This is a genomic window from Exiguobacterium sp. s129 (assembly GCF_018617585.1).
GTDB lineage: Bacteria > Bacillota > Bacilli > Exiguobacteriales > Exiguobacteriaceae > Exiguobacterium > Exiguobacterium aestuarii_A.
This window is the reverse complement of record NZ_JACSKL010000002.1, coordinates 158,479-183,523: the sequence shown is the minus strand read 5'-3', so window position 1 is coordinate 183,523 and position 25,045 is coordinate 158,479. Positions and strand designations below refer to the sequence as shown.

Sequence of the window (25,045 nt, the reverse complement as noted above, 5' to 3'; positions counted from 1 at the left end):
TTCTGCTTTATTTACCGTCTACATGATATACTATGCTCAATCTAACTGTCCGGAAAGGGTGGGTTTTTCATGTCTTCGGTAAGACTTTGGCAACTGCTTCGGTTCGTACTTGTCGTAATCGGCTTATTTTTGATTACATGGGTACTGAACATCCTCTTCGAATATACGTATCCTTTCGTGTTTGCCCTACTCTTATCTCTCTTGACCGTTCCACTCGTCAATTTTTTCGAACGAAAAACCAACATGCCGCGTGCGCTCGGGACACTAATCTCGTTGTTAATCGTCCTCAGTATCGTCGTCGGCATCATCACCATCGTCATCATCCAATTGATTCATTATGCGACAATCGCAGCGGAGCGACTTCCTGAACAAATCCAAACGTTCACTGAATATGTCCAGCGCTTGTTCAACGAAAAGATTGCACCACTCGTCAACGATGCGTACGAGAGCTATCAACAATTGAATCCTGGACAGACGACTTCATTAGAAGGCGGCATCACAGAGCTCGGTGTCCAACTCGCGGCCGCAATCGGTGTTTTATCCCGTGGTGTGGCAAGTGTCCTACAAGGCATGTTGGCAGCACTCCCACTCGTCCTGCTGCTTGTCGTCGTCATTGTGCTCGCCTGGTTCTTTATTACAAAAGACTGGCCCTCATACGTGACGTCTCTAAATCGCCTGAATAAACGCAAAGGTTTTAAAGAGTTCGAGGAAGTCATGATCAACCTGAAGTCCGCTTTATTCGGTTACGTTCGAGCACAACTGACGCTCATTTCCATCACCTTCGGAATCGTACTGGTCGGTATGTTCATTCTCCGAGTCGACAATCCGCTCTCATTCGCTTTACTCGCAGGGTTCTTCGACCTTTTACCTTATTTAGGTGTCGGTACACTACTCATTCCGTGGGCCGCCTATGCCGCAGTATCGGGCGATTGGTTCGTCGCCATCGGATTGATTGTCCTATACATCATCGTCATCGTTCAACGAAACTTGGCTGAACCGAAGATTGTTGGTTCCCACATCGGGTTGAATCCGCTTGCCGCACTCATTTCGATTTTCGTCGGTCTAAAACTATTCGGTGTATTCGGCTTCATCTTAGGTCCCGTACTCGCCGTTCTGCTGAAGGCTTTATACAACGCCAAAGTCTTTCACTATATGTGGCGGTTCGTCGTCGGTCCGACCGCTACGACAGCAAAAGAGCGATGAAATCAACATTTCATCGCTCTTCTTTCATTTGAGGTACAGCTACTTTCGGCTCATTCGCTTCAGCCGGGTGTAACGAAAGACCACTCGTCCCCGCTTCATAGGCGGCTACTGCTAAGATGCAAGCATCAATAATGTCATCGATTTGGACGTTCGACATTTTCCATTTCCACGGAGTGCTTTTCGAGTATTTTCGAAGTAACTCGATTCGTTCATCCTGCCCTTCGACTGTCTTTTTCGAATGACTTGCCTCATGCCCCATCATGACCGAGAAGCATACTTCTGGGTGAGATTCATAAACGTCCTCCGCTAACACCTGCTGGAACTCACGGATACGCGGAACCAAATGCCAAGCCTGTTTGCTAAGCCCTTTATCGATCAACATTCGACTTTGTTTGTTCGCTTCCTCGTATGTCTTTTCATGAAGCACTTCTTGAATCGGCGGGGTAAAGACGGACGATTTCCGCTCGACGAGTTGGCTCCGCATCCACGCGTCACACACTCGACTCGGATGGTCGACCGTCCCTAAATCTTTTGGCATGTCCACGAAATGCATTGCGCCGTCAATGAGCAACTCCTCTAGCGTTTCTGAAATCGTCAAACATAAGGAAATGCTATCGTATGTGATGCGCACCCAGCCTCCGCGTGCGCCGTCAATTCCTACTCCTACCATGTCGTACCTCCTGTAACATCATCAACACGCCGAACACGGCGAAAAATACTGTACATCCTAACCAGATCCGGTTCGGCCAAACCGTATACGCAAAGCCACACAGAATCGCCAAACCGATCAAGAGGAGCGCTCTTAGCGCTCCCACGTTTCAATCATCCGTGCAAGCGTTCGGACCATGACACCAGTCGGGCCTTTCGGGCCGAGGTCGTTCGCTGCCGCACGTTCGCTCGTTCCTGCGATATCGAGGTGAAGCCACGGTGTATCGCCGACAAACTCGCCGACAAATGCTCCACCGAAAATCATATGCCCGAAACGACCTGGGGAGTTGTTCAAGTCGGCTACTTCTGATTTTCTCACTTTGTCGATGAACACATCAAAGTATGGCATTTGCCAAACGAGCTCATTCGTCTCGCGACTCGCTTCTTCGAGTGAGCGATAGAGGGTATCATCGTTCGTCAGACAGCCCGTCACGTCCGTACCGAGCGCGACGAGTACACCACCTGTAAGTGTAGCCACATCGATGATTGCTGTTGGCTCATACGTTTTCGCGAACGTAACAGCATCCGCTAGAACGAGGCGCCCTTCCGCATCTGTGTTGAGTACTTCGATCGTTTTGCCGTTCATCGCCGTGATGACATCATCCGGCTTGAAGGCATCGCCTGAAATCATGTTGTCTGTTGCACCGATGATTCCGATGACGTTTTTATTCGGTCGTGTGCGTCCGAGTGTCTCGAATAGTCCAAGGACAGTAGCCGCACCACCCATATCGCCTTTCATTCCGACGATGCCGTCTTTCGGCTTGATTGAATAGCCACCTGTATCGAACGTGACGCCTTTTCCGACAACCGCAATCGGAGCTTCTTCCTCTGCACCACGATATTCCAACACGATCAATTTCGGCGGGATCGTCGAGCCTTGGTTTACGGCGAGGAGTGCACCCATTCCGAGCCCTTCCATTTCTTCTTTTTCTAACACTCGGTATTTGAAATCATGGCGTTTCGCTAATTCTACCGCATAATCCGCCAACGTCTCTGCTGTCAAAATATTAGCCGGCATCATCGTCAACGTTCGGGCGACATTGACCCCTTTCCCATAAGCGACACCTGCATCGATGTCTTCTTGTGACACATCCCCAAGAAGTGTGATGTTTGGCTCTTCGACCGTTTGTTTCGGCTCTGACTTGTATGTAGGATGAGCATACGTCGCCATTTCAAATGCTTCTGCGAAAATGCGAGCCGCGTCGTTTGTAAACGTGTCGAGTGCGACTGCAACGTCCTTCAATCCACGCGCGTGGACGAGCTTCGCCACTTTCCCGAACCAGTTCCGTACATTCTCTGTCGTGATGTCGTTTCGTTGTCCAAGTCCGACAAACAAGACGCGTGCCGTTTCCCCGGCGAACGTCGGCAATAACGTCACTTCTCCTGTTTTCGTCGAAAGGTCTCCTGATTGAATGAGTGCTTTCACTCGTCCACCGAACAATGTGTCGAGCCCTTCGTCGATTGAATCGGCCGCACCGATTCCAACAATCATCGTGTCATATGAATCTGTCCAATTTAATTGAGCAATTTGATACATCTTGCCACTTCCCTTCTTTATATATGGTAAGCATAGCGAACTTCTCCAAAATAATGAAATAGTATGCGTAAGAGTCAAGAAATCTTCGAATTCGTGGGCTATCTCCTCGTTGTGACGTTGTTTTATTTTATGATAGGATAAGAAAGTACGCAATCGGGCTTCTCTTCATCATGAAGTGAGGCCAATTTGACTGGTCGAGGCTTCCCCTAGTCGTAGACCGTTGCTACTTTAACTTTCTTCGTTCTCGTTAATTCTTTTTTCTTTTCGGGTATGAAGTAACGAGGCAGGAAAGTACACTATTTCTTTGAAAAGAGGGACTACGCTTATGTCACACATTAAAGGTATTGGTGCATCTGCAGGGATTGCAGTTGCAAAAGCATTCGTCATGGAGACACCTTCATTCGATATCCCAACACACAAGATTGAAGATGTCGCTGCAGAAAAGGCACGTTTCCAAGATGCAATCGCACAATCTAAAACGGAGCTTGAAGAAATCCGCGAGCACACGCTTCGTGAACTTGGTCCAGACAAAGCCGAGATTTTCTCAGCTCACCTTTTAATCGTTGAGGACCCAGAAATCGTTTCGCAAGTGAACGATAAAATTGAAAGCGAAAACATGAACGCTGCGAAAGCACTTGATGAAGTCGCACAGACAATGATCATGATTTTCGAATCGATGGACAACGAATACATGCGCGAACGTGCAGCTGACGTTCGTGACGTGACAAAACGTGTTTTGGCACACATTCTTGGGGTGACATTCGTGACACCTGCATCGATCTCAGAAGAAGTGATCATCATCGCTGAAGACTTGACGCCTTCAGACACGGCACAACTCAACCGTAAATACGTCAAAGGGTTCGCGACAAACATCGGTGGACGTACATCACACTCTGCCATCATGTCACGTTCACTCGAAATTCCAGCGGTCGTTGGTACGAAAGTGGCCCTTGAAGAAATCAAAAACGGTGACCTCGTCATCATCGACGGTACGGAAGGTGACGTGTTCGTCAACCCTTCTGAAGACCTCGTCAAAGAGTACGAAGGCAAACGTGCTGATTTCGAAGCTTACAAAGAAGAGTTGAAGCAACTCGTCAACGAAGAGTCTGTCACTGCTGACGGTCATAAAGTGAAGCTTGCAGCGAACATCGGAACGCCAAACGACTTAGAAGGCGTCTTGAAAAACGGTTCAGATGCAATCGGTCTTTATCGTACAGAGTTCTTGTACATGGACTCTGAAACATTCCCGACAGAAGAAGAGCAGTACACAGCATACAAAACGGTTCTTGAAGGTATGGAAGGCAAGCAAGTTGTCATCCGTACACTCGATATCGGTGGCGACAAAGAATTGTCTTACCTCGACCTCCCGAAAGAGATGAACCCGTTCCTCGGCTATCGTGCGATTCGCCTTTGCCTCGAGGAAACAGATTTGTTCCGCACACAACTTCGTGCCCTTCTCCGCGCATCAGCTCACGGTAACCTCGCGATCATGTTCCCAATGATTGCGACACTTGAGGAGTTCCGCGCAGCGAAAGCTATTCTTCTTGAAGAAGAAGCGAAGTTGAAAGAAGAAGGAATCGAAGTCGGTCAATACGAAACAGGGATGATGGTTGAAATTCCATCAACAGCTGTCATGGCTAAACAATTCGCAAAAGAAGTCGACTTCTTCTCAGTCGGTACAAACGACTTGATTCAATACACGATGGCGGCTGACCGCATGAACGAAAAAGTATCTTACTTGTACCAACCGTTCAACCCTGCCATCTTGAACCTTCTCCATAACGTCATCACAGAAGCACACAAAGCTGGCAAATGGGTCGGTATGTGTGGAGAGATGGCTGGAGAAGAGCTCGCGATTCCAATCCTTCTCGGTCTTGGACTCGATGAATTCTCGATGTCAGCTTCAAGCGTCCTCCGTGCACGTAGCCTCGTGAAGCGCTTGACGAAGACAGAAACAGAATCGATCGTCAACGAAGTCCTCAACATGGACACAGCTGAAGAAGTCGTGAACTTCCTTAGCGAAAAGTTTGACATCAAAAAATAACACCAAAAGTCCTTCTCTCGAGCGAGAGAAGGACTTTTTTACATACCTATTTAAAAATCGAAGTCGTCTGGGTCTGGACCGACACGTTTATGCTGGTCGAGTGCATCAATTCGTTCCATTTGATCTTCGTTCAATACAAAATCAAGCAAGCTGAAGTTTTCTTCGATGCGATGCGCTTTGACCGATTTCGGAATGATGACCCATCCTGTCTGAAGGTGCCAACGCAATATCACTTGAGCGACAGAACGCTCCACTTCTTTCGCGATTTTAACTAACGTCGGCTCTTCGAACAATCCACCTTGCATGAGCGGTGCCCAAGCAACCGGTACAATGCCGTGCTCAGTCATATACGATGCTAATTCCGTTTGTCGAAGCAACGGATGCCGCTCGACTTGATTCACGGCTGGAACGAGTTCACTATTTGCAGCCAATGTCTCAAGGTGATGAATCTGGAAGTTGCTCACTCCGACCGCTCCGACACGTCCTTCGCGATACAATTGTTCAAGGGCGCGAAAAGAGTCAACAATTTTGTCTTCCACCGGCCAATGAATCAAATACAAATCCAATTGTTCTAAGCCGAGGCGTTCGAGTGAAGCTTCATACGCAGCGATGGCTGATTCATACCCTTGATCGGCATTCCAAAGTTTTGAGGTGATGAACAAATCATCCCGGGAAATATTCGCCATCTCCATTCCTTTTCGAATTCCGATTCCGACACCTTCCTCGTTCTCATAAACAGCTGCCGTATCGATGTGGCGGTATCCTTGACGAATCGCTTCCACGACAGCATCGATGACCGTATCCCCGTCCTCTACTTTGAAGACGCCAAGTCCGGTGGTAGGAATGGCTTTCTGACCGTGATTCAACTCTACAGATTGTTTCATTTGTACCCCTTCTTTCGTGAGAATTCTTCTTCACTATAAAAGGGATTCTCACTTTTCGGAATAAGGCACATTGAAGTAACTATACAAAAAGAGCCGCTCCATTACTGGAGCGGCGTGTGAAACTTGGTTACTCTGGACCTCTGTCATCGGCTCTAAAGTCGAGCGCTTCACCTGCGACGACCGTCTCACCGAACGGTACGACGACGACTTTTCCGTCTCCGTTCGTCCAAATGATCGGTGTGATGAGTGAAGGTACTTTATCTCGAATCGCATTGAGATCGACTTCGAGAAGTACGTCTCCCGCTTCGACTCGAGCACCTTCTTCTACTTTCGCAGTAAATCCTTCCCCTTTCAAATTGACCGTATCGAGACCAACATGAATCAGTAGTTCACGTCCATCGTCAGCCAAGATACCGATCGCATGTTTCGTTGGGAAGAATGTCGTGATTTGACCCGTCACCGGCGAAACGACCTGACCCGAACTTGGTTCAATCGCAAATCCTTCTCCCATCATCCGACCAGAGAAGACTTGATCTGGCACATCATCGAGTGACAACAATACACCCGACATCGGAGCGAGGAAGCGATGATCAGCTTGTTCAGCCGCTTCCGGTGTAATCACCGCTTTTTCAACTTTTTCTTTCGGTTTATACTCGCCACCTTCGATGATGGTCGCGATTTGTGATTTGAGCGTATCCGACTTCGGTCCAAAGATGGCCTGAATGTTATCCCCTACTTCAAGGACACCAGCAGCACCAAGTGTTTTCAGGAGGTCTTTGTCGACTTGTTTGACGTCATTGACCGTAACACGAAGTCGCGTGATACAGGCATCTAAATGTTTAATGTTTTCAGGACCACCGAGTCCGACGAGCACTTCATATGGCAAGTCGTCCCCAATACCGGCTTTGTCCCCTTTCGCGCCGGTCTGAACGTCACGTCCAGGGATTTTCAGGTCAAACTTCGTAATGGCGAAACGGAATCCGAAGTAATAGATGACCGCAAAGACGAGTCCGACCGGAATGACGAGCCACCAGGCGGTTCGGTTCGGCAAGACTCCGAAGAGAAGATAGTCAATGAGACCGCCAGAGAATGTCATCCCGATCTTGACGTTCAGTAGATGCATCGTCATGAAGGAGAGACCTGCAAAGACAGCGTGAATTCCAAAGAGAAGTGGTGCAACGAAGACGAATGAGAACTCGACTGGTTCTGTGATACCTGTTAAGAATGACGTGAGGGCAGCTGAGAAATAGAGACCTTCGACGTCTTTCCGACGTTCTTTCGGAACCGTGTGGAACATGGCGAGACAGGCAGCAGGTAACCCGAACATCATGAACGGGAATTTCCCGGTCATGTACGTACCAGCTGTGAACTCGACGCCGTCACGTAGTTGCGCGAAGAAGATCCGTTGGTCACCTTGTACGAGATCACCAGCTTGGTTCGTATATTCCCCGAATTGGAACCAGAACGGAGAATACCAAATATGGTGAAGACCGAACGGAATCAAGGAACGTTCTACCAATCCAAAGATGAATGCTGATAAGGCAACGTTTGCCTCGATGACCGTACTTGAGAACGTATTGATCGCATTCCCGATCGGTGGCCATATATACGCGAGCGCAATCCCGATAATCAAACTGAATGCGGCCGTCGCAATCGGGACGAACCGCTTCCCGGCAAAAAATCCTAAGAAATCTGGCAACTTGATGTTGAAATACTTGTTGTACGCATAAGCTGCAACAAGACCTGCGATGATACCCCCGAATACCCCCATTTGGAGTGTCGGGATACCGAGAACAGACGCATACTGCGGGTCGCCTTGAGCGATTTCCGCGGTAATCCCGTTCCACGTGCTAATAACTTTGTTCATAATCAAATAACCGACAATGGCTGCTAGACCAGCAACCCCATCCCCGTTCGCCAGGCCAATCGCGACCCCGACGGCAAACAGTAACCCTAAGTTTGCGAAGACGATGTCCCCGGCATCTGTCATGACTTGCCAAATCAGGACAAGTGAGTCATTTGCCAGAAACGGGAGCAATTCAACAAGGTCCGGGTTTTGGAATGCGGTACCAAACGCCAAGAGAAGACCGGCTGCCGGTAAGATCGCAACCGGAAGCATGAGTGCTTTCCCGACCCGTTGTAAAACGCCAAACACTTTCTTCCACATCATGGTTCCCTCCTTTGTCAGAATACTTACTTTTTCCCTCTAACGTTTGGATGAAACCGTTTCATATAAAAGAAAAAGACCAACCCCGTAGGATTGGTCTAGATGATGATTAGTTTGCTTTCTTTTCGTTACCTGAAGCGATAACTGCTTGAATCTCTGATTTCAATGCATCCGAACGTGGTCCGAAGATTGCTTGAATGTTGTTACCAACTTCAAGGACACCAGATGCGCCAAGGCGTTTCAACTCATCTTTGTTGACTTGGTTCTTATCTTTTACTTCGACGCGAAGACGTGTGATACATGCATCGAGGTGCTTGATGTTTTGCGAGCCACCAAGACCAACGAGGATATCTTGTGCAAGTTCTGAACCAGTAGCTGTTGATTGTTCAACAACCTCATCTTCACGACCTGGTGTTTTAAGGTTGAACTTACGGATAACGAAGCGGAATCCGAAGTAGTAAACAACCGCGAACACGAGACCGACTGGAATGACGAGCCACCAAGCCGTACGACCTGGAAGAACACCGAAGAGCAAGAAGTCGATCAAACCACCTGAGAACGTCATCCCGATCTTAACGTTCAAGATATGCATCGTCATGAACGAAAGACCTGCGAATACTGCGTGTACTGCGAAGAGAAGCGGTGCTACGAACAAGAATGAGAACTCGATTGGTTCTGTGATACCAGTCAAGAACGATGTAAGGGCAGCAGAAGCCAAGAGACCACCGACAACCGCTTTACGCTCAGGACGTGCTTCATGGTACATTGCGAGTGCTGCTGCAGGAAGACCGAACATCATGAACGGGAATTTACCAGTCATGAACGTACCTGCCGTCAATTCAGCACCGTCACGAATTTGTGCGAAGAAGATCGCTTGGTCACCACGAACGACGTTACCCGCTGCATCCGTGTATGAACCGAATTCAAACCAGAACGGTGAGTAGAAGATGTGGTGAAGACCGAATGGAATCAATGAACGTTCGATCAAACCGAAGACGAACGCTGCGAATGTACGGTTTTCTTCCAACATGATTTTTGAGAATGCGTTCAAACCATCTTGTACTGGTGGCCAGATCAAAAGCATGACGAAACCAGCAACGACTGCTGCAACTGCTGTTACGATTGGAACGAAACGTTTACCAGCGAAGAAACCAAGGAACTGTGGCAATTCAATATTGAAGTACTTGTTATAGGCCCATGCGGCGATGAGACCCATGATGATCCCTCCGAATACCCCTGTTTGGAGTGTTGGGATACCGAGTACGTTCGCGTAAGCAGGGTCACCTTGAGCTAACACTTCAGGTGTGAGTTCGAGCCAAACACCCATCACTTTGTTCATGATCAAGAATCCGACGATTGCTGCAAGTCCAGCAACCCCGTCACCTGCTAAACCGATGGCAACACCGACTGCGAACAAGAGCGCCAAGTTCGAGAAGATGATTCCACCCGCTTGCTCCATCAATTGAGCGAATTTCACGATACCGTCGTTTGTTAACCAATCGGCGCGTGATGTAAGTTGTGGGTTTTGCATTGCGTTACCGAATGCAAGAAGAAGACCGGCTGCCGGCAAGATCGCAACAGGAAGCATAAGTGCTTTACCGACTTTTTGAAGAACACCAAAGATCTGCTTAAACATCAACATTTCCTCCTTTTTTTAAGTACGTATAAACAATATGATAGCGGTGTAGATGTCAGACAACCGACGTATCTAAACGTTTTCATAAATCACGTTTATAAAAACAGAAAAGGCATGAATAAGGATAGAACGTAGACCTCTCCCAATGGAGAAATCACATAACGTTCCACTCCTTACTCATGCCTGATCGAATCAGTAACACGTAAGACACGTGGTATCATTTATCTACTTGTTAGGCGCTGGAGATGCATCGTCAAATATGTCGCTTCACCTCGTGGGACGGGACGCTTTAATTCGCGTTCCATGATGCCCATCAGCTCCCAAGCAGTACTATAGCATAGCGGATATTCGTCGCGCAACACCTTTTCAATTTTTTGTGGTGCCTCGACCATCTCACCCGTCGCAACCCGCTCAACGGCGTACCGTAAGTGCCGAAGTAAGCGCTTATAATCGAGTGAAGTTCGGTCCATTTTTACGTTCAAACGACTCTCAATCGTCTGGACGATTTGGCCGATGATTTGGTTATGACGATTCACTTCCAGAACATTTTTGAACGTCGTCGCCGAGTGAATATGGAGGGCAATGAATCCAGTCTCCGCATCCGGTAGGAGTACGTTCAATCGTTCATGGAACATATCGACGATTCGTTCCGCGAGCGCAAATTCGTTTGGATAAAGTGATTCTGTCTCAAGTAAAAACGGATTCGTCACTTCCATCCCTTGCTCGATTCGTTTCATCGTGAAGAACAAATGGTCGGTCAAGCCGATATGAATGTGCTCATCGACTTTTTTACCCGTACTCGTCTCGATGAAGCCGACGATCTCTTGCATGAACGCAATAAAATCCTCATCGACATGTTTGACGAGCTCTTGATACTGCGACTGTTCTTCTTTATCTGTCAGTTGATACACTTTCTCCGGGACGCTGGCCGGGTCGACGAGGTCGCCTGGTTTTTTGCCAAAGCCAATCCCCTTCCCGAGTAGAATGACTTCCGGATCCGTATCATGTTGACAAATGACAACGCTATTATTCAACACTTTTTTGATCGTATACATCGGTAATGTCATTCGCATCGCATCCCTTACTAAAAATCGTTTCGCTATCTAGTATATCGGTTCATGCCCTAAAAAAGTAGGGACAAAACAAAAAAGGCGAACATTTCTGTCGCCATTTAAAACATTGAATAACCGCTCTTCCGTAAGAAACGAATCGTCACGCCAGCCAAGATTGCTCCGAGCAACCCGAAACCGAGCATGAACAAATCGAGAAGTTGCAATCCGACGAGTCCTTCATAGATTCCCGTGAGTGCAGTTGACGTCTCGGTCACGTAACTCGAAAGTTTGACATTATCAATCATCATGATGACAAAAATTGGATAAATGAACACGAGTGTCCATGTCTTTTTAAGTAACATATTCAAGATGAAGCCGATACTGAAAAAAATCGTCATATATAAAACGGCCCCAATGACTGCTTGGATAATATGCATGTGATGCCCCCCTTGTCCGCTCTCCATTATACAAAATTTCGACCGACGTGGTCAAAGAACTTCCTATGACAATTTCGAAAGAAAACAGCTCGTTCTGAATCAGAACGAGCCGTACGTTAATCGAAAATTAGAACTTTCCTTTTTTGAGGACGAGTCCGTATTTTTTCAATTCGATGAAGTGTTTGTTGTCGATCACTTTCTTCATAAATGAAGCGTTTCGACCGAAGATTTTTTTACCCATGACGATTCCGATTCCATCGTTATGACCGAGCGAAGCGACTGTCCCTTTGCTCTCGTAAGTGAACTTCGAAGTCGATTTGCCATTGATGAGTGCCGCGATGTTTTTCGCAACGTTGTGCGCTTGTTGTGTTGCGATTTGTGCCGTTGGTGGGTATGGACGGTTCGAAGCAGGGTCCATGACTGCCGAGCAGTCACCGATAATGAAGACGTTGTCGTGACCTGGTGCACGGTTGTCCGCTTCCACTATGACACGGTTACGAACCGCTTCAAATCCTGATTTTTCGATGATCGGGCTACCACTTACGCCACCTGTCCAGATGATCGTGTTGGCATGAATCGTCTCCGTCGTGTCACCTTGAAGTGGACCAAACGTAACGACACCTGGCTCAACACCTTTGATTCCGTTACCGAGTTTCATCTCGACACCGTTACGCTCCAACCATTTCTGTGCGTACGTTGTGAGTTCTGGGTCGAAACCTGGAAGAACCGTTGGCGCTGCTTCAATATTGACGATGCGAACAGCTTCGCGTGGTACGTCATATTGTTTGCAAAGCTCTGGGATTCGGTTGACGATTTCACCGAGGAATTCGATTCCTGTGAATCCAGCACCACCGACAACGATTGTTACGAACGAGCTGTCAGAAGAACCGTTTGTTTTATATTGAGCGAATGAATACTCGATGTGCTCTTTAATTTTACGAACGCTGTTCAATGAGCTGATTGTCATGGCGTTTTCTTTCAAGCCTGGGATACCGAATGTTTCCGGTACACCGCCGAGGCCGATGACAACGTAGTCGTATTCGACGACAGAACCATCTTCAAGCGTGACTTGTTTCGCAGCAGTATCGACGCGATCGACGATCCCTTTGACAAGTTTCACACGTGACGGGTTCACAATGTCGTTAATGTAAATGCGTGCTTGGTCTGGGTTCATCGTTCCAGCAGCTGGTTCGTGAAGCCAAGTTGTTTGGTAGTGATAATCATGCTTGTTGATGAGCGTGATGTTCGCGTCACCTGCAGCGAGTGTCTTTTGAAGGTTGACGGCTGTGATGAGTCCGCCAAAGCCCGCGCCAAGAATAACAATGTTAGGTCGTTTCATGTTCATTTCCACCTTGTTTAAAGTTTTGTTTTTTTGAACAACTATGTTGTGTGTTTCTTCACATAGATGTTCACAATAAAGCCCATTCTTGTTCAACATCTGTTCACAATTGCTTCTGTTTCATTGTACGCTCTTTAATTTGAATTCTCAATGGAAAAGCTTATCTTCTTGAATTTTTTTTGAAAGTGTTGCATGTTTGTACTGAATGGATTTAATTCAATAAACTCTCTATAATAAATGTATACGCTTTGAGGAGGAATTCGATGAAGACGACGAAAGATGTAATCATCATCGGTGGAGGTCCGGTTGGATTGTTCACCGCATTTTACGCAGGCATGCGCCAACTCGATACGACGTTGATTGAAAGTTTACCGCAACTCGGCGGTCAATTGTCAACGCTCTATCCTGAAAAATATATTTATGATATCGCTGGTTTCCCGAAAGTGAAAGCACAGGATTTGATTGATCAATTAAAAGCACAGGCTGATCAATTCGAGCAAGACTACCGCCTCGGCGAAACCGTTGAAACGGTGGAACGTCTCGAGGACGGCACGTTCGTTTTGACGACGAATAAAGAAGAGTACCATACGAAAGCGGTCATTATCACTGCCGGAAACGGTGCCTTCTCGGCTCGTCCACTCGGTCTTGACGGTTGCGAAGATTACGCAAACCTTCATTACTTTGTCGATAACATGGAGAAATTCCGTGATCGCCGCGTCATGATTGCCGGTGGTGGCGACTCTGCTGTCGACTGGGCACTCATGCTCGAAGGCATCGCAAAAGAAGTACACATCGTTCACCGCCGTGACCGTTTCCGTGCTCACGAACACACGGTCGAACAAATGAAGGCATCGACGATTAATGTCCTTACGCCGTACAACATCGAGTCACTCTCAGGTGAGACACACATCGAATCTGTTGAATTGACGGATAAAGACGGCGAGTCAAAAATCGTTGAGATTGATGATTTGATTTGTAACTACGGATTCGTGTCATCTCTTGGTCCAATCAAGAATTGGGGAATGGAATTTGAGAAGAACACAATCCGTGTCGACTCACGCATGGAAACAACAGTTGCCGGGATCTTTGCTTGCGGTGATATCGCCACATATGAAGGAAAAGTGAAGCTGATCGCAACAGGTTTCGGTGAAGCACCGATTGCCATCAACCAAGTGAAGCAACTTGTGGATCCGACTGCCCGTCACCCGCAACACTCGACATCTGTATTTGCCGGGAAATAATGATTAATCCTCTGTGGACTGTGTCCACAGAGGATTTTTTCATTTCCGCATCGTTTGAATGATGACCCGGTCAATCCAGTCATCGAGTTGCGTGAACACGAAGCCCGCCTTTTTCGCTTCAGCAATCGACATGTAATAGTCGACGTCCGAATCATATGGGGACGACTCCCCATCTTTTATGATATGGACAGGTTTTCCGACATGTTGCCCGATTCGCTCCATTAAAGCACCCATGGAGATGAGACCGTCACTCGCAGCGTTGAAGGGTCCAGTCACGTTCGCACGTCCCACCCATTCTAAAAATGCTGCTGCTTCCGCGCTCGAGATGAAGCCCATTTTCGCTTCTGGACGATGCAACACAATCGGTTCCTCGTTGCGAATCGCGTCCACATAAAACTTGAGTCGATCTGTATAATCATCTGGTCCGAGGACAATCGGTAAGCGTACGGTCGCAACTGGGAACGAAGCCCGGTGGAAGAAGAACGACTCTGCCTCTCGCTTCCCTTGTCCGTAGTCATGCTCGGCTTCTAGATGATATTCATAATGGAGCGGATTAAAGTCACTCTCTTTTAAATCAGGTCCCGGCGCGTATACCGACATTGTAGACGTCAGGACATACTTTCCGACTTTGTCCATGAACGCATCCGAGGCGATTTTTGCCTGATACGGGGTAAAGCAAATATTGTCGTAGACGAGGTCATACCGTTCTCGTGCCAAGTCTTTCATCGTCGCGACCGATTGTCGGTCTCCTTTAATGGACCGTATCCCTTCGTCTTCTGGTACTTGTAGTTGGCCTCTTGTCACAATCGTCACATCGTCCCCCGCCTCCGCGAGTCGCAAGGCAAGTCGTTTCCCGAAATAGCGCGATCCTCCAAAAATCAATACTTTCCTCATCACCCTAGCCCCCTTCAATACGATTCTCTTCCCTACATTCCCTTTCCCCGACGTTCCGTAACTGGTCGAATCGCACAAAAAAAGACTATGGCGCTCCATAGTCTAAAATAATTAACATTCTCCTGGTGTACCGGCGTTCGTTGCCGTACGGAAACTCGAACCGCAGCCACACGTGGCGATGGCATTCGGGTTTTTAATCGTGAATCCTCCACCGAGCATCGATTGCTTGTAGTCAATCTCGAGCCCATCGACGACCCCGTGATCGACTTCTGCGACGATGACGCGGACGCCGTGATGGTCGAATTGAATATCTTTATCCGTCTTTTCCTCATCAAAGCCCATTCCATATGAAAGTCCTGTACATCCGCCACCTTGGACCTTTACTCGCAAATATTGTGCATCCGGGCGTTCGGTCTGTTTCATCATCTCTTGTACTTGAAGTGCTGCTGATTCTGTCAAATGAATCATCTGAACTCCTCCTCATTTAATCTTCAATTCAAGTCAATTGACTTGTAGTTTTGTGCATTATCTTGTATAACTAAACTGTAACAAAAAAAATTAAATCGTTCCATCTTCGGGGCAGGGTGAAATTCCCGACCGGCGGTATTGAAGAATTTATTCTTCTCAGCCCGTGAGCGAGCAAGGCGTTGCTTGCTGATTTCGTGAGATTCGAAAGCCGACAGTACAGTCTGGATGGGAGAAGATGGCGGCATCCGACCGATATCCGGATGTTTTCTTTGACGTGGACTTTTCCACCTCGGAAAACATCTATTTCGTATGCGCGTAAACTCTCCCGATTGTCTTCATTGCAATCGGGTTTTTATATGCGACGGGTGCCATTCATCGAGGAGCGACCTAAAGGAGAGATTCTGATGAAAACTACGCGCAACAAACGATTGACAACTATGGTGACTTTGGCGATGCTCGGGACGATTTCGTTCGTACTCATGCTATTCAACTTCCCGCTCCCATTTTTACCGCCATTCCTCAAAGTGGATTTCAGTGACATTCCTGCACTCATTGCTGGGATCGTCTTTTCTCCACTCGCAGGTGTCGTGGTCGTCGGATTGAAAAACGTCTTGTACTATGTCTTTAACGGTGGCGGTGTCCCGGTCGGAGAGGTCGCAAACTTCTTCGCAGGTGTCGCATTCATGTACCCGGTCGCATGGTTCTACCACAAACGGAAGACGAACAAAGCACTCGCTTCTGGACTACTCGCCGGTACAATCACGATGGCACTCAGCCTCGCCATTTTAAACTATCTCGTCATCTTGCCAGCCTATGCCTTCTTCTTCGGAATGGCAGACATGGCCGATCCGGCCGTGAAGACGGACCTCGTCCTTTACGGGATCTTACCGTTCAACTTGATTAAAGCGATCTTGATCAGCGCACTCTTCGTTCCACTCTTCTTGAAATTGAAGCCGTGGATCGAACGTCAGCGCGTACAACTTCAAGCATAATCGATATACGAGCACTTAGGCGTTGCCTAGGTGCTTTTTTTCAATCTGATTGATCAGGAGGAGTTTGATTGATGAAACACGAGCAGGATTTGATTGATTTCTTACAACAAGATGCAAAACTTTTGAACCTTCTTCGCACCGTTGCTACCCTTCATCTGCCCGACTGGTGGATTTGCGCGGGCTATATTCGCGCAAAAATATGGGACCATCATCATGGATACGATGCACCGACCCAAACGGACGACGTCGATGTGATTTATTTCGACCCTACTTAGTCAGAAGAATCCATCGAAAAAGAATTAGAACAGGTGTTGAATCAACTCGACCCGAGCGTACCTTGGTCTGTAAAAAACCAAGCGAGGATGCATCATGTGAACCATTTGCCACCATATACGTCATCGGTCGATGCGCTAGCGCACTTCCCCGAGACGGTGACCGCAATCGGGGTACGTCTCAATGTAGACGGTGAGCTCATTCTCTCAGCACCCTATGGCGTTCAAGACCTTCTCACACTACAAGCTAGACCTACACCATATTTTGAAACAAGCACCTCAAAACATCCAATCTACTTGAAACGAATGGCTCAAAAAAATTGGCCAGCTCAATGGCCGAACGTCAAATTGTATACATCATCCCTATACTAAAAAACGCGACCACCGAAGTGATCGCGTTTTGTTATACTAATTAGAGAAGAAGTCCAGCCAAAGTAGCTGACATCAAGTTTGCAAGCGTACCTGCGAGAATCGCGAGGACACCCATACGTGCGATGTCACCACGACGGTTTGGTGCCATACCACCAAGACCACCGAGAAGAATCGCGAGTGATGAGATGTTAGCAAAACCACAAAGTGCGAATGCAGTCATCGCCTCTGTACGCGCTGACAATTCTCCAGAACCGATGATTGGTGCAAACTCAGAGAATGCAACGAATTCGTTCAAGACTAGTTTTTGACCGAGGAAGCTACCGAACTGTACAGCATCTGCCCACGGTACACCGATGACAAACGCGAGTGGTGCGAACACATAACCGAGAATCAATTGAAGTGACAATCCGTCAAAGCCGAACCATCCGCCAATTCCACCTAAAATCAAGTTGACAAGGGCGATCAATGACACGAATGCAAGAAGCATCGCACCGACGTTCAATGCGAGGAAGAGACCGTCAGACGCACCACGTGCCGCTGCATCGACAAAGTTTGCCGCTTTATTCTCTTCATCTTCAGCAATCTCAATGTTGTCATCGACTTCTTCTGATTCAGGAACGATGATTTTCGCGAACAAGAGACCTGCTGGCGCTGCCATGAAGCTCGCTGCGAGCAAGTACTCGAGTGGTACGCCAAGTGCTGCGTATCCAGCAAGTACAGAACCAGCAACCGATGCAAGACCACCGACCATGACTGCAAAGAGCTCAGACTGTGTCATCGTAGGAAGGTAAGGCTTGATGACAAGCGGTGCTTCCGTTTGACCAACGAAGATGTTTGCTGTAGCCGAAAGTGACTCTTTACGTGACGTTCCTAATGCTTTCGCGAGTGCCGTACCGAGGATACGGATGACCCACTGCATGACGCCAAGGTAGTAAAGTAACGCGATTAATGATGACATGAAAATAATAATCGTCAAGATTTGGAAAGCGAAGACAAAGTTGTCTCCCCCTACTGCCGTACCGAAAACAAAACTGATCCCAGCATTCGCTGTATTCAAGACAGCTTGAACGCCTTCAGAAAGTACTTCAAGTGCTTTGCGTCCCCAAGACGTATACAGGACAAGGAAAGCAAACGTAAATTGAACAGCGAACGCTGCCAAGACCGTGCGCCATTTGATGGCTTTACGGTTGGTAGAGAAGATGTAAGCGATTGCAATTAGTGCCAAAATACCAACCACACTCATGATTTTCATTGATGTTGTGCTCCTTTCATATTAAACAAAGCTATTATATGTGTCATACCCGAAAAGAGATGTGCCCTACCGTTTGAAACGCTTTCTTTTTCTCGTTGTTAAACGTCAGACAACCTACATTCGAACCTCTTAGAATATAACATCCCTCTTTTTAAAATGCAACGGGTGAAATAAAAAAGTTTGAGGTCATCCCTCAAACTTTTTACCATGCCATCTCTTCTATTTTTTCATACACCTTCGTCACCAACTCATCCGGCGTTTCACCGGTCACGACTTCCCCGTCGACGAGGCAAAAGAGGTCGAGGGAACAGACGCCACAGTAGCCTGTACAGCCGTATTCGACCACATCGAGATCAGGGTCAGACTCTAATTTCGCTCGGGCCACTTGTGAGCCCATCGCTAAATTCGAGGCGCAAAATTCGATGATTGGATTCATCATATATGTCACCGTCTTTCTTTACGTGAATTATCGGAAAATGGTTCTTCTACGGCAGATTATAACATGATACAGTTGAAGAGTAACAAAGGGGGATTATTATGCGCAAATTAGTCGTCTTAGGGGGCGGTTACGGGGGTATGCGTGTCATCGAAAGAGTTCTTGGACATCAGTTGAAGGACGTATCGGTCACGCTCGTCGATCGCTTACCTTATCATGGATTAAAAACAGAGTATTATGCGCTCGCTGCAGGAACAGTCTCGGACCGCGATATTCGCATCGATTTTCCGGAAGAAATTGACTACATATACGGACAAGTCACGGATATCGATACGGAAGACAGGATGGTTCTTCTCGCGAGTGGAGAAAAAGTACCGTATGATGACCTCGTCATCGGATTAGGCTGTGAAGACAAGTATCACAACGTCCAGGGGGCAGCAGAGTTCACGTACAGTATTCAAACACTTGAAGAATCACGAAAAACACAGCAAGCGATCAACGGGTTACGACCTGGCTCGGTCGTTTCAGTCGTTGGAGCCGGATTATCCGGCGTCGAACTCGCAAGCGAACTACGCGAGAGTCGTCCTGATTTGACGGTTCGCTTGTTTGACCGTGGACCTTCGGTGCTATCGTTCTTATCCAATCGTGTCTCCATGTATGTCCAATCTTGGTTCGAAGAGCATGGGGTCGAAGTCATCAACAACGCCAACATTACACGCGTCGATGCCGATGGCTTATGGAACCATGAAGATTTGTTCCCTTCCGACTTAACCGTATGGACAGCCGGTATTCAACCGGTCGCTGTCGTACGCAATCAAGGATGGGAGCTTGATGGAGGCGGACGTGTCAAACTGACGGAACATCATTTCGTACCAGGCTTACCGGACGTATTTGTCGTCGGAGACAATGCAAGCTTGCCATACGCACCGTCCGGACAGCTCGCCGAAGCTCAGGCGGAACAAATCGTTCAAGTGCTCCTCTGTAAATGGAAAGGACTTGCCTATCCAGAGTTACCAGACATCAAATTGAAAGGGACGCTCGGTTCCCTCGGTAAGAAAGCAGGCTTCGGGGTGTTCATGGGGAAACAATCACTCACCGGCAAAGTCGCCCGCTTGTTGAAGTCCGGAATTCTTTGGAAACATAAAGTCATCAAGTAAACAATTGCGAATGGACCTGACGGGTCGATTCGCTTTTTTTCATGCACCGCATCACCGATTTTCTGTTACCGTTACGTCCTCTTGAGTCAAAAGTCTTGTATCTGAATCCCCTGTATCCTTATCTAAATATTCAGATTTTTAATGCCATCGACATATTCTATCCGTTGGAAATACTTGTTACTCTATGAACACGTCAGTACGACATCCTGTCATCTTGCCTACTACCTTAAAGGAGGAAACAAGTTGAAGAAAATCTGTAGCACCGTCCTTGCATCATTGCTCGTCTTATCAACCGTCCCAGGAGGCGCGGAAGCCGCCCCGAACAAAGAGAAAGAACGCGTTCTCGTCGTCTTCAAAGAATCGGCAAAGAAAATTCCGCTCTCGATTGAAGGCATGGAAGTTAAACAACAGTATTCGAATATTCCTGCAGCAGCACTTGAAGTTCCGAAAGCTGCCTTGAACGGACTGAAGAATAACCCGCATGTCGCACACGTGGAAGTCGATCAAACGGTACATATCGAGAACCAAAGCCAGGATTGGGGAATCCCTAAACTTCAAGCTCCTTCCGCTTGGCAAAGTGGGTTCACTGGGAAAGGTGTCAAAGTATCCGTCGTCGATACGGGTATCTCCGCTCATCCTGACTTAACGATTGCTGGTGGTGCCTCGTTTAGTACGGTCACGAGTTCTTACACCGATGATAACGGTCACGGTACGCACGTCGCCGGGATTATCGGAGCCCGTAACAACAGCATCGGTACGGTCGGAATCGCTCATGAGGCAAGCATCTATGCCGTCAAAGCACTTGAGGCGAACGGTAGTGGTAGTCTATCAAGCATCATCGCCGGCATTGACTGGTCAATCACAAATGACATGGACATCATCAACTTGAGTCTTGGGACGACAAGCCCCTCGACGACACTCCAACAAGTCGTGGATCGTGCGAATAACGCAGGCATCCTCGTCGTTGCGGCAGCCGGAAACAACGGACGTACCGATGGGTCAGGCGATCTCGTCAACTACCCAGCACGCTACAGTTCGGCAATCGCAGTCGCTGCGACGGATATCAACAACAACCGTGCCTCGTTCTCAGCGACAGGTGGCACAGTCGAAGTCGCGGCACCTGGTGTCAGCATCAATTCAACCCTCTCAAATGGCGGCTACGGTCAAATGAGCGGGACATCGATGGCGACACCTTACGTTGCAGGTAACCTTGCGCTCATGAAGCAAGCCTTCCCAACGTTATCGAGCACGCAACTCCGTACGAAATTATCGCAAGATTCGATTGACCTCGGTACGGCAGGTCGTGACACTTGGTTCGGAAATGGACTCGTCCAAGCCCCTACTTCTGGTGGTACGACACAACCGGTACAAGCACTCACGACGACAGTATCGACTTCAAAGTCATACTACTACGCGGGTGAAGTCGTCTCGATTTCTTCAATAGTACGTAATTCGAATGACCAAGCGGTCGCGAACGCCGATGTCCATGTGACGGTCACACTACCGAACGGCGCGACACTCGTCGGTACAGGCAAGACGAATGCTTCAGGAGCGATCACGTTCACACTCTCCACGAATTCTTGGTCACAACGCGGTACGTATCAAGTGAAGTCTGACGCGACGCTAACTGGTTACACAGCTGGTTCAGCGACGTCTTCGTTCCAACTTCTTTAACCGAAAAAAATCGAGCGCTTCGCTCGACTTCACTGATTGACGAACCACGTCGCATCATACGACCTGGTTCGTCTTTTTTTTGATTCCAATTCATCAGGTAAAGTGTTCAACAAGTACTCTAGTTTTGTAAAACTGATAAAACAAATCCTCATATTTCGTTTTCGGAAGAATAGGTAAACAAAAAACGAACCTTGCATTCGCATGGTCCGTCTGTCTTTAATACTCATTTATGATTGCTTCGCTTCAATCGCCGCATATACTTTTCTCAACTGAACGACGCCTTCGTCAATCACTTCCCCGTCTAGCAAGACGAGCGGATAAAACCATTCGTCCTCTTTAAGTGCCTGGGCGAACTCGTCTTCACTTTGTTCGAAGTCGATGTATTCGAACGAAAAGGATTGCTCTGGATACTTTCGCCCGAGTGCACTTTGTAACCATTCATACGTCTCGGTCGAACTCGGTGCACCGACACAACTTGCACATTGAACTTCAGCCCCATATACCGTAATTTTCATCTTCATTCCCCCTCAAAACCATTATACAAAATCCTTCCCTTACTCGATGATGAAACGCTCAGCGTAAATGATTGAGAAACACTCTCAAACTTGCTAGAATAAAGTAGAACGAGAAAGGGGTAGATACCATGGAAATGTTTGATCAAGTCCAAGAAGTGCTCGATAAATTGCGTCCGTTCTTGCTTCGTGACGGCGGAGACGTCGAACTCGTAGATGTCGAAGAAGGCATCGTCAAGCTCCGTTTGATGGGTGCTTGCGGCAGCTGCCCGTCTTCAACAATCACGCTAAAAGCCGGTATTGAGCGTGCGCTCATCGAAGAAGTACCAGGGATCGTCGAAGTAGAACAAGTATTCTAAGCAAAAAGGGAGACATTCGTCATCCCTTTTTTTCATGCTTCCATTCATCTAAGCTCTCGACCATATAGGTTGGGAGTTTTTCTTGTTCTTGGATAAATGCCGGTCCATGTACACCTGAATTCACATGGAGTGTACGAATGCCACCATTGATTCCAAATAAAATATCTGTGTGATAGTTATCCCCTACCATGACGACATCTTCTTTATTCAACCCAATCATGTCGAGTGCGATGTCAATCATGACCGGTTCCGGCTTTCCGATGAAGAAAGGATCTTTCTCCGTCGTCACGGTCAACACGGACGTGAGTGATCCGTTCCCCGGTAAAAATCCACGTTCGGTCGGAATGGCGATATCCCCATTCGTCGAGATGAATCGAGCCCCCGAACGGATGGCGATTGCGCCTCGCGCCAACTTCTCATACGTGATGTGTCGGTCGAGTCCGATGACCACGTAGTCCGCCTTCGGTTCGTCTGTGACATGAAAACCGCGAGACTCTAACGCGAGACGAAGTCCGTCTTCCCCAATCATATAGACGGTTGCTCCTGGCGACATCTTCTCAATATAAAAAGCCGTCGCCATCGCGCTCGTCAAGACGTTTTCCGCCTTCACGTTTGCGCCCATCGCAATCAATTTATCCGCGATTTGTTGTTGCGTCATCGATGCGTTGTTCGTGACGAACAAATACGGAACGCCCGTCGCTTCTAATTCGTTGACGAAATCAACCGCTGCCTGAACGGGTTCTGTACCGGCATACATCGTGCCGTCTAAATCAAACAAATATCCTTTAATCGGTTCCATCCAATCACTCGCTTTCTGGTAAGAATGCGGACACTGGTCCAAGCTCGACTTCTAAGTAGTGACGAACTTGTTCGGAGAACGCCGTGAAGTCTTGTTTCGACGTCTTCACCCACTCATCAAATTTTGATGCATCGGCGTGCACAAACTCACGAACGTAGTAGGCACGTAATCCGACGAGCGCTTTCGTCGCGTTCGCCGTCGTCTCATCGAGTACGCGCTCATCCAGTAAGATCTCGACAATGTCTTCATAACTGCCCGGATCTCGCATAATGAATCCGTCAATCATCGAGTTCCCAACATCGATGACACCTTCCATAAGAAGGACGGCCATTCGCTGTTTCGCAAGTTCCACCGTGAACGCATCCCCCGTCAATTGATCGGTATGCGCTAACATCGTCTCCATTTGTTCCAGTGTCTGATTAATCTTCTCTCTATTCACAAAATACATGATGATCCCCCCTGCTGTTAATACTAATCTTTTTTCGGTCAGGAGAAAAGAATCTGTCCTATTTACATCATTTATAAAATTGTGATACACTAATCAACGGATTTAAGCCGTAAAAAGTATAACACATTGAATAGAGATAACGTGGAGGGTACAACACTATGGAACGTGAATTAGCATTAGAAATCGTACGGGCAACGGAAGCAGCAGCACTCGCATCATCGAAATGGATTGGACGCGGGCAAAAGAACGAGGCCGATGATGCGGCAACGTCAGCGATGCGAGAAGTTCTTGGAACGGTCAACATGGACGCGACAGTTGTCATCGGAGAAGGTGAACTCGATGAGGCTCCAATGCTTTACATCGGGGAAAAACTCGGAACGACATTCGGCCCGAAAGTTGACATCGCTGTCGATCCACTCGAAGGAACATCCATTGTCGCAAAAGGCCTTGGAGATGCGATGGTCGTCATCGCCGTTGCTGATGAAGGTGCCCTCCTCCACGCACCAGATATGTACATGGACAAGCTTGTCGTCGGTCCAAACTTAAAAGGGAAAGTCTCACTCGACGAACCACTCGAGTCAATCATTGAAAAAGCTGCGAAATATAATAACAAGCGTATCGAAGAAGTAACGGTCATCATGCAAGACCGTGACCGCCACGAACATCTTCGTCAAGCCGTCATGAATGTCGGCGCACGCGTCAAGCTATTCGAAGATGGCGATGTGTCTGCGGGAATCGCTGCTGCCGTCAAATCGAACCCAATCGATATTTTCATCAGTACAGGTGGAGCTCCTGAAGGAGTCATCACAGCCGCTGCTGTCAAAGCGCTTGGTGGAGACATGCAGGCCCGTCTACATCCGATGAACGAAGAGGAATCAGCTCGCGTCATCTCAATGGGAATTGAAGACCCACTTCAACTCCTCACGCTCGACGACCTCGTCAAGAGCGACGACTGCATCTTCGCCGCGACAGGTGTCACGTCAGGTGAGTTGCTCGATGGCGTCAAGTTCTTGACGGACGATATCGTCGAGACGACGTCACTCGTCATGCGCTCGAAGACACGCACGATTCGTAAAGTCGTGGCTGAACATCACTTGTCATTGAAGCCATACTTACAAAAAACTGAAGTCAACGCCTAAAAAAAGCGCCTTGCTCAATATAA

General features: G+C 47.8%; 22 protein-coding genes, 2 pseudogenes and 1 riboswitch. Of the genes and pseudogenes, 9 read left to right on the top strand and 15 right to left on the bottom strand.

Going from position 1 to position 25,045, the window contains the following annotated elements:
• Positions 1-69: 69 nt before the first annotated feature.
• Positions 70-1,203: a sporulation integral membrane protein YtvI gene (ytvI, locus tag KNO92_RS03375; protein ID WP_214693404.1), complete on the top strand. Its 1,134-nt coding sequence runs from the start codon at positions 70-72 to the stop codon at positions 1,201-1,203.
• A gap of 10 nt (positions 1,204-1,213) precedes the next feature.
• Here ytvI and KNO92_RS03370 read toward each other — a convergent pair whose 3' ends face one another.
• Positions 1,214-1,873, bottom strand: coding sequence for a DUF429 domain-containing protein (locus KNO92_RS03370; protein WP_214693406.1), 660 nt, complete (start codon positions 1,871-1,873; stop codon positions 1,214-1,216).
• Between the two features lie 132 nt (positions 1,874-2,005).
• Complete coding sequence (locus KNO92_RS03365; RefSeq protein ID WP_214693413.1) at positions 2,006-3,448, bottom strand: leucyl aminopeptidase; 1,443 nt, start codon at positions 3,446-3,448, stop codon at positions 2,006-2,008.
• A gap of 325 nt (positions 3,449-3,773) precedes the next feature.
• On the opposite strand from KNO92_RS03365, the gene ptsP reads away from it, so the two are divergent.
• Positions 3,774-5,492 carry a phosphoenolpyruvate--protein phosphotransferase gene (ptsP, locus tag KNO92_RS03360; protein ID WP_074033510.1) on the top strand — a complete coding sequence of 573 codons (1,719 nt, stop codon included), beginning with the start codon at positions 3,774-3,776 and terminating at the stop codon, positions 5,490-5,492.
• A gap of 50 nt (positions 5,493-5,542) precedes the next feature.
• Here the strand turns inward: ptsP and KNO92_RS03355 are convergent, their stop codons facing one another.
• The 6 genes and pseudogenes from KNO92_RS03355 to KNO92_RS03330 all read right to left on the bottom strand — a co-directional run bounded on the left by KNO92_RS03355 (position 5,543) and on the right by KNO92_RS03330 (position 13,007).
• The gene (locus KNO92_RS03355; RefSeq protein WP_214693420.1) at positions 5,543-6,376 is read right to left on the bottom strand and encodes an aldo/keto reductase; all 834 of its coding nucleotides are present in this window, start codon (positions 6,374-6,376) and stop codon (positions 5,543-5,545) included.
• A gap of 127 nt (positions 6,377-6,503) precedes the next feature.
• Positions 6,504-8,543 (bottom strand): glucose-specific PTS transporter subunit IIBC, encoded by a 2,040-nt coding sequence (gene ptsG / locus KNO92_RS03350; protein ID WP_214693422.1) that lies wholly within the window; start codon positions 8,541-8,543, stop codon positions 6,504-6,506.
• A 136-nt stretch (positions 8,544-8,679) separates the two neighbouring features.
• Positions 8,680-10,179 (bottom strand): annotated as a pseudogene (gene ptsG / locus KNO92_RS03345) (glucose-specific PTS transporter subunit IIBC); the annotation flags it as partial.
• A gap of 221 nt (positions 10,180-10,400) precedes the next feature.
• The gene (gene glcT, locus KNO92_RS03340) at positions 10,401-11,246 is read right to left on the bottom strand and encodes a glucose PTS transporter transcription antiterminator GlcT (protein WP_214693426.1); all 846 of its coding nucleotides are present in this window, start codon (positions 11,244-11,246) and stop codon (positions 10,401-10,403) included.
• A gap of 104 nt (positions 11,247-11,350) precedes the next feature.
• Positions 11,351-11,668, bottom strand: coding sequence for a YuiB family protein (locus KNO92_RS03335; RefSeq protein ID WP_012726819.1), 318 nt, complete (start codon positions 11,666-11,668; stop codon positions 11,351-11,353).
• Positions 11,669-11,795: 127 nt separating this feature from the next.
• The gene (locus KNO92_RS03330; protein ID WP_214693428.1) at positions 11,796-13,007 is read right to left on the bottom strand and encodes an NAD(P)/FAD-dependent oxidoreductase; all 1,212 of its coding nucleotides are present in this window, start codon (positions 13,005-13,007) and stop codon (positions 11,796-11,798) included.
• Between the two features lie 263 nt (positions 13,008-13,270).
• Between KNO92_RS03330 and KNO92_RS03325 the strand changes: the two genes are divergently transcribed.
• Positions 13,271-14,248 (top strand): NAD(P)/FAD-dependent oxidoreductase, encoded by a 978-nt coding sequence (locus KNO92_RS03325; RefSeq protein ID WP_074033516.1) that lies wholly within the window; start codon positions 13,271-13,273, stop codon positions 14,246-14,248.
• A 39-nt stretch (positions 14,249-14,287) separates the two neighbouring features.
• Here the strand turns inward: KNO92_RS03325 and KNO92_RS03320 are convergent, their stop codons facing one another.
• Together KNO92_RS03320 and KNO92_RS03315 are read right to left on the bottom strand one after the other, a co-directional pair.
• Positions 14,288-15,142, bottom strand: a complete 855-nt coding sequence (locus KNO92_RS03320; RefSeq protein WP_214693430.1) for an NAD-dependent epimerase/dehydratase family protein — start codon at positions 15,140-15,142, stop codon at positions 14,288-14,290.
• Between the two features lie 111 nt (positions 15,143-15,253).
• On the bottom strand, positions 15,254-15,610 hold the full coding sequence (locus KNO92_RS03315) for a HesB/IscA family protein (protein ID WP_074033519.1): 357 nt from the start codon (positions 15,608-15,610) through the stop codon (positions 15,254-15,256).
• A 98-nt stretch (positions 15,611-15,708) separates the two neighbouring features.
• A riboswitch (FMN riboswitch) is annotated at positions 15,709-15,851 on the top strand.
• A 163-nt stretch (positions 15,852-16,014) separates the two neighbouring features.
• Between KNO92_RS03315 and KNO92_RS03310 the strand changes: the two genes are divergently transcribed.
• Positions 16,015-16,602: an ECF transporter S component gene (locus KNO92_RS03310; protein WP_214693438.1), complete on the top strand. Its 588-nt coding sequence runs from the start codon at positions 16,015-16,017 to the stop codon at positions 16,600-16,602.
• 71 nt (positions 16,603-16,673) lie between these two features.
• Positions 16,674-17,246: pseudogene (locus KNO92_RS03305) on the top strand (nucleotidyltransferase family protein).
• Positions 17,247-17,286: 40 nt separating this feature from the next.
• Here KNO92_RS03305 and KNO92_RS03300 read toward each other — a convergent pair.
• Together KNO92_RS03300 and KNO92_RS03295 are read right to left on the bottom strand one after the other, a co-directional pair.
• Positions 17,287-18,498, bottom strand: a complete 1,212-nt coding sequence (locus tag KNO92_RS03300; RefSeq protein ID WP_214693450.1) for a NupC/NupG family nucleoside CNT transporter — start codon at positions 18,496-18,498, stop codon at positions 17,287-17,289.
• Positions 18,499-18,700: 202 nt separating this feature from the next.
• A complete protein-coding gene (locus KNO92_RS03295) occupies positions 18,701-18,937 on the bottom strand; it encodes a YuzB family protein (protein WP_074033523.1) in 237 nt (78 codons plus the stop codon).
• Positions 18,938-19,035: 98 nt separating this feature from the next.
• On the opposite strand from KNO92_RS03295, the gene KNO92_RS03290 reads away from it, so the two are divergent.
• Both KNO92_RS03290 and KNO92_RS03285 read left to right on the top strand, forming a co-directional pair.
• Complete coding sequence (locus KNO92_RS03290) at positions 19,036-20,091, top strand: NAD(P)/FAD-dependent oxidoreductase (RefSeq protein ID WP_214693452.1); 1,056 nt, start codon at positions 19,036-19,038, stop codon at positions 20,089-20,091.
• A 243-nt stretch (positions 20,092-20,334) separates the two neighbouring features.
• Complete coding sequence (locus tag KNO92_RS03285) at positions 20,335-21,765, top strand: S8 family serine peptidase (protein WP_214760114.1); 1,431 nt, start codon at positions 20,335-20,337, stop codon at positions 21,763-21,765.
• A gap of 227 nt (positions 21,766-21,992) precedes the next feature.
• Here the strand turns inward: KNO92_RS03285 and KNO92_RS03280 are convergent, their stop codons facing one another.
• Positions 21,993-22,280, bottom strand: coding sequence for a YuzD family protein (locus tag KNO92_RS03280; RefSeq protein WP_224861643.1), 288 nt, complete (start codon positions 22,278-22,280; stop codon positions 21,993-21,995).
• A gap of 128 nt (positions 22,281-22,408) precedes the next feature.
• Here KNO92_RS03280 and KNO92_RS03275 point away from each other — a divergent pair, with 128 nt between their 5' ends.
• Entirely contained in the window at positions 22,409-22,636 is a 228-nt protein-coding gene (locus KNO92_RS03275) for a NifU family protein (protein WP_012726833.1), read from the top strand.
• A gap of 19 nt (positions 22,637-22,655) precedes the next feature.
• Here KNO92_RS03275 and KNO92_RS03270 read toward each other — a convergent pair whose 3' ends face one another.
• Together KNO92_RS03270 and KNO92_RS03265 are read right to left on the bottom strand one after the other, a co-directional pair.
• The gene (locus tag KNO92_RS03270; protein ID WP_214693457.1) at positions 22,656-23,435 is read right to left on the bottom strand and encodes a TIGR01457 family HAD-type hydrolase; all 780 of its coding nucleotides are present in this window, start codon (positions 23,433-23,435) and stop codon (positions 22,656-22,658) included.
• A gap of 4 nt (positions 23,436-23,439) precedes the next feature.
• Entirely contained in the window at positions 23,440-23,883 is a 444-nt protein-coding gene (locus KNO92_RS03265) for a DUF86 domain-containing protein (RefSeq protein ID WP_214693459.1), read from the bottom strand.
• A 158-nt stretch (positions 23,884-24,041) separates the two neighbouring features.
• Between KNO92_RS03265 and glpX the strand changes: the two genes are divergently transcribed.
• The gene (gene glpX / locus KNO92_RS03260) at positions 24,042-25,022 is read left to right on the top strand and encodes a class II fructose-bisphosphatase (protein ID WP_047795127.1); all 981 of its coding nucleotides are present in this window, start codon (positions 24,042-24,044) and stop codon (positions 25,020-25,022) included.
• Positions 25,023-25,045 lie beyond the last annotated feature (23 nt).